Below are 9,230 nucleotides of genomic sequence, written 5' to 3'. Positions count from 1 at the left end.
TTGTTGAATAAATTGATAAATCACTTCTACCACATTATCCAACTGTTCGATCACCTGCCCGTTATCAAACCTAAGCACTTTCAATCCGAGTTGAGCCAAGGCTTCATCTCGGACCCGATCCGCTTCTAAGCCTTCATTTGTAAAGTGTTGACTGCCATCGCACTCAATCACCAAATTCACAGCAGGACAGTAAAAATTCACGATGTAATTTAAAATTGGCTTTTGCCGATAGAACTGCAAACCTCATATTTACTTTACGAAATCCCTCACCCCGACCCTCTCCCAATGGGAGAGGGAGCATTCATTACTATTTAAATGCTGACATAAATTTATGAATAGACATTCCCTCTCCTTTTAGGAGAAGGTTAGGGAGAGGTAAAATTTAACAACCAATAAAAAATCTGAAACTGCCCCTTTTCTAACCGCTCACCCCAAAATCATCTGTTTTTACACTTTTCAGTCTGCAAATTTCAAACATTTCCATAATAATAAGACTTTACACATCTCCCAGAATACGTGAAGGCCTTCCTCCATGAAAAAACTCATCAACAACCCTGAAAACTTGGTTGTCGAAATGTGCAAAGGCTTTGTCCTTGCCCATCCTGAACTACAATTTACCGAATCCCATAAAATCATTTCACGTAAAGAGAAACACAACAACGTGGCACTGATCAGTGGCGGTGGCAGTGGTCACGAACCTGCACATGCAGGCTTTGTCGGTACAGGCATGTTAGACGCGGCCGTGTGTGGTGATGTATTTGCATCACCTTCTCAAATTCAGGTCTACAAAGCCCTGCAACATGTCGCGACAGACAAAGGTGTACTGATGATCATCAAAAACTATTCTGGCGATATGATGAATTTCCAGAATGGTGCAGCTTTGGCAGCAGAAGATGGCATTAAAGTCGATTATGTAAAAGTGGCGGATGATATCGCGGTAAAAGACAGCCTTTATACGGTCGGTCGTCGTGGTGTTGCTGGTACCATCTTCGTGCACAAAATTGCAGGTACTGCTGCCTCTAAAGGTTTAGAGCTTGCGGAAGTCAAAGCCGTGGCTCAAAAAGCAGCAGATAACGTGATTAGTCTTGGTTTCGCCTATACCTCATGTACCGTTCCTGCCAAAGGCACACCCACCTTCACCTTGGCGAATGATGAAATGGAATACGGCGTCGGCATCCACGGCGAACCGGGTATCCGTCGTGAAAAAATCCTGCCATCCAAAGAGCTGGCACAACGTATTATCGATGACCTGTTTCTGGACCGTCCTGATCTGACTGAAGTTGCTGTTCTAGTCAACGGCTTTGGTTCAACACCAATGCAAGAACTGTATGTGTTTAACAATGATGTATGCGAACATCTGGCACGTAAAGGCATCAAGATTTACCGTACATTTGTTGGCAACTACATGACCAGTATCGACATGAATGGTGCATCGGTCTCATTACTTGCTGTGGATGATGAACTGAAAACCTATCTGGATGCGGAAGCCAATACCCCTGCCTTTAAGCTGGATGGCTCGCCTGCCCTACCATTTGAATTTGCAGCACAAGATGCAGCAGCAAGAGAAACCGCCAATACCGAAGTTGAAACCCAAGCTGAACATGCTGAAATTCAGAATGAGCAATTCACGATAGAAAATATGCGTTATGTGGTCGATGTGATGGCAGCCTGCATCATCAAAAATGAAGTGCCATTCTGCGAACTAGATGCGCATGCAGGCGACGGCGATTTTGGCATGAGCGTCGCAAAAGGTTTTAAACAGCTGAAACGTGAATGGCAAAGCCTGATTCAAGCACAGTATATGGATGAATTCTTGCTGAACAGTTCCATGATTATTATGGAACACTGTGGCGGTGCGTCAGGTCCAATTTGGGGTTCTGCTTTCCGTTCAGCCAGCAAAGCCATTCAGGGCAAACAAACCCTAAGCGTGGCAGATTTTGCCGAGATGCTGCAAGCAGCAGTGAAAGGTATTCAAGTGACAGGTGAGCGTTCATTTGGTCGTGGTGCTGTGGTCGGTGACAAAACCCTGATTGATGCTTTGGTTCCTTGCGCAGACTCTTGGTCAACCAATACCGACAAGACGTTTAAAGAAAACTTTGTCTTGGGTGCAGAGGCTGCGGTAAAAGGTGCAGAATCTACTAAAGAGATCGTAGCGCGTATGGGCCGTGCCGGTACGGTCGGTGACCGTAGCTTGGGCTATCCTGATGCAGGTGCACATGGGTTAGGCGTAATCTTTACCGATATTGCTGAACATATTAAATAAGAATTTCAAGATTTGAAAAAAGCCTCGCATTATCGGGGCTTTTTTATTTACTGGTGTATACCCTGTTCTGAAGCAAGCTGGCAGGAAAACGTCTATTGAAATTTTTCCAGATACTTGGTCAGTTTTTCTTTGACCACGACCCTTTTATTACCCTTCATTTGGGCTTCACTCAAAATTCCTTCCGAATCAACCACCACGACTGGATGACCATCCTTCTTCAAACGGGCCACACCTTCAAATAACATTCGGGCACCGACATTATGAATTAAGGTCAAATTGGTCAGATCCAACACAATTCGTTTTTTGCCTTCTGGTTCATCTTCCAAAATACGCAGCAGCATTTCCGATTCAGTAAACTGCAATACGCCACGTAGTTCATACACCACCACATGATCACGTTTACCGGTGAGATAACGACTTTGCAAAATAGTTTGTGCCGATGGTGTCCCTTCCATCAAATGTAGACCCATTTCCCGGGACATACGTTCAAAAATATCGACGCCACGTACACTATGTCCATGCTCATCAATTCGCGGAGAAAACACGGCGATACCCACCTGTCCAGGTAACACTCCGATAATACCGCCTGCAACCCCACTTTTGGCCGGAATACCCACTGTAGTCAGCCAGTCACCGGCAGCATCATACATGCCACAAGTGAGCATCACACTCAGGACTTGCCGCACTACAGAACGGTCCAGCAATTTTTTACCGGTTTGTGGCTGAATTCCGCCGTTGGCGAGTACCCCGGCGATCATCGCCAGGTCTTTGACCGTCACCTTGATTGAACACTGCTTGATATAACCATTAACAATCGCTTCTGGATCTTCTTCCAGCACCCCCACGGTACGCAGCATATAGCCCAGGGATCTGTTACGAAATGCTGTTTTCAGTTCAGAGGTATATACTTCGGTATCAAAACTCAGTTCACGCCCAGCCAGACCACTTAAAAAACGGCGCAATTGCTCTGCACGGGACACCGTCCGTTTATAGGGAATCAGAGAATGGGTGGTAATTGCACCCGAATTGATCATCGGATTTTTTGGAATATTGGAATCCTTCTCCAGTGAAATCTGGTTAAAGGCCTCACCCGAAGGCTCCACGCCTACTTTTTCCATGACCTTGGTCAAGCCGACTTTCTGCAAAGCCAAGGCATAGGCAAAAGGCTTGGACATAGACTGCATGGTGAACTCAACTTCGTCATCACCGGTTGAATAGATCGTGCCATCTACGGTAGAGAGTGCCAAAGCGAACTTATCCGGGTCTACTGCTGCCAGCTCAGGAATATAATCTGCCAGGGCACCTTTTTCATTGTCACGGCAGGAAGTTAAAACATGCTTGAGGTAGTCTGGCACCGGTGTTTTCATCGAATGAGCTTATTCCAGTTGGCTGTTATTTTTAATTAACATACCGGCTTTTGGCTTAAGTACCAGAGTGAAAAGGTAATTTTCTGCATATCCGTGTTATCAGAGCTGTACTCTCTGGATCCGATTCTCCAGAAATAAATGGTACATATATTAGAGTTCTTCCATAAATTATAATTGAATCACTACAAAGGGAATTCCCTCTCCTTTTAGGAGAGGTTTTTTTCTAAGAAATCCCCCTCATCCTCTTGCGAAGCTATGCTTCTTATCCCAAAGGGAGACGGAACTTTTAATATCCATTTAAATATGAATATAATGATCATGTTTTGATTTATGAAAAAGATCTATTTTAATTTTTTCTTTTTAAGGAATATCAAAAAAAGGGCAATGCTGCCCTTTTATGTATGCTAAATAATCTATTTCACTTTAGTCTTGCGAATCATTTTATACAGCATCTTCGGTGAAATACGTGAAACCAGTACGCCCAGTTTTTCTTTAGATCCACCAACTACAATGTATTCCTCGCCCTGCTGTAACGCCCTCACCGTCTGTTTAGCAAAATCATCAGCCTCTAAACCATTTTCAATTGCTTCATCCTGCTTGGCTTGCGGTTTGCCTTCACCATTTAAGGCATTAAAAGAGACATTGGTTTTGACAAAGCCCGGGAAAATCACCGAGATCTGAATACCCTGATCCGCCACTTCAGCACGCAGGCTATTCGCCCACATATGTATTGCACCTTTGGCAGCGGAATAAGATGCGCGATACTGGGTGCCAAGCAAACCTGCCACACTGGAAATAAATGCAATCCGTCCAGACTGCTGTTTCAAGAAAGTTGGCAAGACCGTTTTTGTCAAAAACACCTGCGAGAAATAATCCACTTCCATAATGGCGCGTTCAGTCTGCATGGTGGTGTGCTGAATCAGGGCACGTTGACTGAGTCCTGCATTATTAATCAGCCAGTCAATCCGGCCTTTTTGTTGCAAAACCTGTTCATAGGCATGACGAACCTGGCTTTCATCCGTGATATCGGCAATGACTGAAATATGCTGATCTGGATTAGTGAGACTTTGGCGAACATTTTCCAGTTCTGCATGCCGGCGTGCAGTCAGTACCACCTGGGCTCCGAGTTCAGCACATTGCTGGGCAATCGCCTTGCCAATCCCTGAAGATGCGCCGGTAATCCAGACCACTTTTCCATTTAAGTCTTCAACTTTCGCCATGAAATCCTCTTTCCCTTGTTTTAATGAATATGGTGCTGCATTTCATCTTCCAGAAATGCCAGCAAATGCTCAAAATAATAACTCATCGTATCGGCATCATAGATGCTACCGAGCTTGTCAAAACGTTTATAGCCTAACTGGGTGGTTAAATGAATCACCCCATTCAAGGTTTTATCGACCACCACATTAAATTTCAACATTTTTTTCGGTTCACGGATCAGATGTGTCACCCCTTGATCGACCACCTGAGTAAAGGCTTTTAAAGCGGGTGATACATATTGATGATTACCATTTTTCATCTGGTCAATACAGCCGAGCAACTCCATCACCAGCAATTTTTCCACCGGATATCGAACAAAAGCATCACCTTGATGCTCATAGGTCATGCGATGCAAATAGTTCACCATAGGCATCAGACGCTCATTGCCAAACAACGAAACCGACCACGGCATATATTTACGGGTGTTATGCATAATCTGCTGAATCACTTTTTCGGACTCGCTGTCCGGTGAATTGGCCAACTGCACCACCTGACCAAAAATCTGGTCAATAATTTCACAGGCCATATCGGCCAGATTTTCACCTAAGGGTCTGGCAAGACTGTCTCGCTCGCCGGCATTTAATCTGGAATGAAGGTCTTTAAAGCGCTGATGGGTTTCGGGTTGAAGCTTCAGGGAAATGTTATAGCTCATCTTATTATCCTTTTTGATATGCTGCGATGAGTCGCGTTTTTTTATCAATCTATCATACGATGAGTTGCTATACATGCCAATTGGCTAAAGTTTGCATTTGGTTAAGCTGCCGCATGCACTATTTTTTTTGCTACAATAGATGCAATTTTTCATTCACTTTTAATCTGTTTAGACTATGACTGACTCAGCGCAAAATATCGCGACAACCTACGATCCGACCGAGATCGAGAAAAAATGGTACCAAACTTGGGAAGAGCGTGGCTACTTTAAGCCGTCTGAAAAAGGCGAATCTTTCTGTATCATGATTCCGCCACCAAACGTCACGGGTAGCCTGCACATGGGTCATGGTTTTAACAATGCCATCATGGATGCCTTAACCCGTTTTAACCGTATGTCTGGTAAAAATACGCTTTGGCAACCGGGTACTGACCACGCAGGTATTGCAACGCAAATGGTGGTTGAGCGTCAGTTGGGTGCTGAAGGTATTAGCCGTCATGACCTGGGCCGTGAAAAGTTCATCGAAAAAGTATGGGAATGGAAAGAACAATCTGGCGGTAACATTACCCGTCAAATCCGTCGCCTAGGTTCTTCTGTAGACTGGTCACGTGAACGCTTCACCATGGATGAAGGTCTTTCAAACGCGGTTAAAGAAGTTTTCGTGAAACTGCATGAAGAAGACCTGATCTACCGTGGTAAACGCTTAGTTAACTGGGATCCAAAACTACAAACTGCCCTTTCTGACCTGGAAGTTGAGTCTGATAAAGAAGAAGCAGGTTCACTGTGGCACTTCAAATATTTCTTTGAAGACAAGTCACTTCGCACCCACGATGGCAAAGATCATATCGTGGTTGCGACAACACGTCCTGAAACATTGTTAGGTGATACTGCAGTTGCGGTTGCCCTTGATGATGAACGCTATGCGGATTTGGTTGGCAAGAACATTATCCTGCCAATTACAGGTCGTGCAGTTCCTATCGTTAAAGACGAATATGTCGACAAAGAATTCGGTACAGGCTGTGTAAAAATCACCCCTGCGCATGACTTCAATGACTATGAAGTAGGTAAACGCTGCGAATTGCCAATCATCAACATCTTCAACAAAAATGCTGAAGTTCTTGCTGAGTTTGAATACATTGCGAAAGCGGGCGAACAAATTTCTAAAACCATCCCTGCACCTGCGGACTACATTGGTTTAGAACGTTTTGAGGCACGTAAGAAGATCGTTGAACAGGCTGAAGCTGAAGGCTGGTTAGACCAGATTCAACCTTATACATTAAAACCACCTCGCGGTGACCGTTCAGGCGTGATCGTTGAGCCATTACTGACTGACCAATGGTATGTAAAAATTGCGCCACTTGCGAAACCTGCGATTGAAGCAGTTCAAGACGGCCGTATCAAGTTCGTTCCTGAGCAGTACAGCAACATGTACATGGCTTGGATGAACAATATGCAAGACTGGTGTATCTCACGTCAATTGTGGTGGGGTCACCGCATTCCGGCTTGGTACGATGCTGAAGGTAACGTATTCGTTGGTCGTGACGAAGCTGAAGTTCGGGCGAAAAACAACATCCCTGCCGATGTTCAATTAAACCAAGACGAAGACGTATTGGATACATGGTTCTCATCGGGTCTTTGGACGTTCTCAACTTTGGGTTGGACAGGCGACGCAGCGAAAGATAAAGCCAACTACTTCTTAAATACCTTCCACCCGACTGATGTGCTTGTCACTGGTTTTGACATCATCTTCTTCTGGGTGGCACGTATGATCATGCTGACCATGCACTTCATGAAGAATGAAGATGGTACGCCACAAGTGCCGTTTAAAACCGTGTACGTTCACGGTTTGGTACGTGATGGCGAAGGTCAGAAGATGTCTAAATCTAAGGGTAACGTACTTGATCCATTAGACTTGATTGATGGTGTGGATCTTGAAACCTTAGTACAAAAACGTACAACAGGTTTGATGAACCCGAAACAAGCAGCGAAGATTGAAAAATCAACCCGTAAAGAATTCCCTGAAGGTATTCAATCTTACGGTACAGACGCGGTTCGTTTCACCTTCTGTGCGCTTGCGAACACTGGTCGTGACATCAAGTTCGACATGAAACGTGTTGAAGGTTACCGTAATTTTGCCAACAAAATCTGGAACGCAACCCGTTTCGTGATGATGAATGTCGAAGGTCAAACTATTGGTTCAGAAGCACGTCAAGACCTTTGGGAATTGCCTGAACAATGGATCGTAAGCCGTCTGCAAAAAGCGGAACAAGCGGTGCAAACAGCATTTGCAACCTACCGTTTAGACCTGGCTGCACAAGCGATTTACGAGTTCATCTGGAATGAATACTGTGACTGGTATGTTGAGTTAACCAAACCAGTTCTGAACGATGAAAATGTGTCTGAAGAGCGTAAAGCTGAAGTACGTCGTGTATTGTTAGCGGTGATGGAAGCGTCTTTACGTTTGGCGCATCCGTTGATGCCTTATCTGACTGAAGAAATCTGGCAAACGCTTGCGCCGAAACTTGGCATCACTGGCGAAACTATTATGTTGGCGCCGTACCCTGTTGCTGAGCAAGCATTGATGAATGAACAGGCTGAAGCAGATATGCAATGGCTGCAAGGTTTGATTGGTGCGGTACGTAATATCCGTGGCGAGATGGGTCTAGGTAATGCGCGTTTGTTGCCTGTTCTGCTGCAAAATACCACTGATGCTGAAAAAGCGCAGATTGCACGTATTGAACCGTTGTTCAAAGCATTGGCTAAAGTTGAAAGCATTACCTTCTTGGCGGATGGCGAACAACCACCATTGTCTTCATCTTCTGTAGTCGGTCACGTATCTGTATATGTGCCAATGAAGGGCTTAATTGACCCTAAAGCGGAATTAGGTCGTCTACAAAAAGACTTAGACAAGGTTCAAAAGCAACATGACCAAATTGCCACTAAACTTAGCAATGAAGGTTTTGTGGCGAAAGCACCTGCGGCTGTGGTTGAAGGCGAGAAAGTGAAACTTGCTGAGTTTGCTGATCAGTTAGCGAAGATTAAAGCGAATATGGAGCAGATTGCGGCGCTTTAATGTGTTGTTAGTTTGATCTAATTTGTGTATAAAGGGCTGATTATTCAGCCCTTTATTTTTTTAAATGAAAAAATTTGAATTTTTATCTAATCTCAGCTCACCATTTTTCAAAAAAGGAAATAACTTACTCACAATAATTACTAAGTTAAGGGAAACAAACGAAGATAAAGAAAAAGAGCAGGAAGAAAGACTAAAGAAACTCTATTATATTGCTGTTAAAACCCGTAATTTTGAGATTACTCAATTAGTTCAACGAAATAACTTCTTTATGATTTTTCAAGGTGTTCTAATTGCTTGTATTATTTATTCAAATAATACCGTCCCATTTATACATACAGCTGTTTGTTTTGTAGGTGTTTTTATATCATTTTTTCAAATGCAAATCGCCGCTGGGGCAAAATTCTGGCAAGAATATTGGGAGATTCAAGTATATGAAGCTGAAGAAAGATTAAGAAAATTTTATGCAGATGTAAAAAATACTACAGATTTTCATACTCTATTCAATAAAGATTTAATTGAAGTTAAAAATAGTATCTATACGAATTTATATAAAGATAAAGAAAAAAAATCAAAATATTGGAAAGAAGAAATAATAGATGGTACTACAATTAAAACTTT

The 9,230-nt window shown here is 43.5% G+C and carries 6 protein-coding genes and 1 pseudogene; 3 read left to right on the top strand and 4 right to left on the bottom strand.

What is annotated here, in order from left to right:
- Positions 1-243, bottom strand: a pseudogene (locus tag MWG72_RS15085) (endonuclease domain-containing protein); the annotation flags it as partial.
- A 289-nt stretch (positions 244-532) separates the two neighbouring features.
- Here MWG72_RS15085 and dhaK point away from each other — a divergent pair.
- Positions 533-2,263, top strand: a complete 1,731-nt coding sequence (gene dhaK, locus MWG72_RS15080; RefSeq protein WP_247144399.1) for a dihydroxyacetone kinase subunit DhaK — start codon at positions 533-535, stop codon at positions 2,261-2,263.
- Positions 2,264-2,355: 92 nt separating this feature from the next.
- Here the strand turns inward: dhaK and MWG72_RS15075 are convergent, their stop codons facing one another.
- From MWG72_RS15075 to MWG72_RS15065, 3 genes are all read right to left on the bottom strand, one after another.
- A complete protein-coding gene (locus MWG72_RS15075) occupies positions 2,356-3,630 on the bottom strand; it encodes a glutaminase (RefSeq protein WP_005246989.1) in 1,275 nt (424 codons plus the stop codon).
- 413 nt (positions 3,631-4,043) lie between these two features.
- Positions 4,044-4,850, bottom strand: a complete 807-nt coding sequence (locus MWG72_RS15070) for an SDR family oxidoreductase (RefSeq protein WP_247144398.1) — start codon at positions 4,848-4,850, stop codon at positions 4,044-4,046.
- Between the two features lie 20 nt (positions 4,851-4,870).
- Complete coding sequence (locus MWG72_RS15065; protein ID WP_004646248.1) at positions 4,871-5,542, bottom strand: hypothetical protein; 672 nt, start codon at positions 5,540-5,542, stop codon at positions 4,871-4,873.
- A gap of 175 nt (positions 5,543-5,717) precedes the next feature.
- Between MWG72_RS15065 and MWG72_RS15060 the strand changes: the two genes are divergently transcribed.
- Both MWG72_RS15060 and MWG72_RS15055 read left to right on the top strand, forming a co-directional pair.
- Positions 5,718-8,612: a valine--tRNA ligase gene (locus tag MWG72_RS15060; RefSeq protein WP_247144397.1), complete on the top strand. Its 2,895-nt coding sequence runs from the start codon at positions 5,718-5,720 to the stop codon at positions 8,610-8,612.
- 64 nt (positions 8,613-8,676) lie between these two features.
- Positions 8,677-9,230, top strand: a 554-nt coding sequence (locus MWG72_RS15055; protein WP_479681891.1) for a RipA family octameric membrane protein, incomplete at its 3' end; no start/stop codon positions are given.

It is taken from the genome of Acinetobacter lwoffii, from assembly GCF_022967985.1.
GTDB lineage: Bacteria > Pseudomonadota > Gammaproteobacteria > Pseudomonadales > Moraxellaceae > Acinetobacter.
Note: the sequence above shows the minus strand (reverse complement) of the source record. Positions and strands in the feature narration are given on the sequence as shown.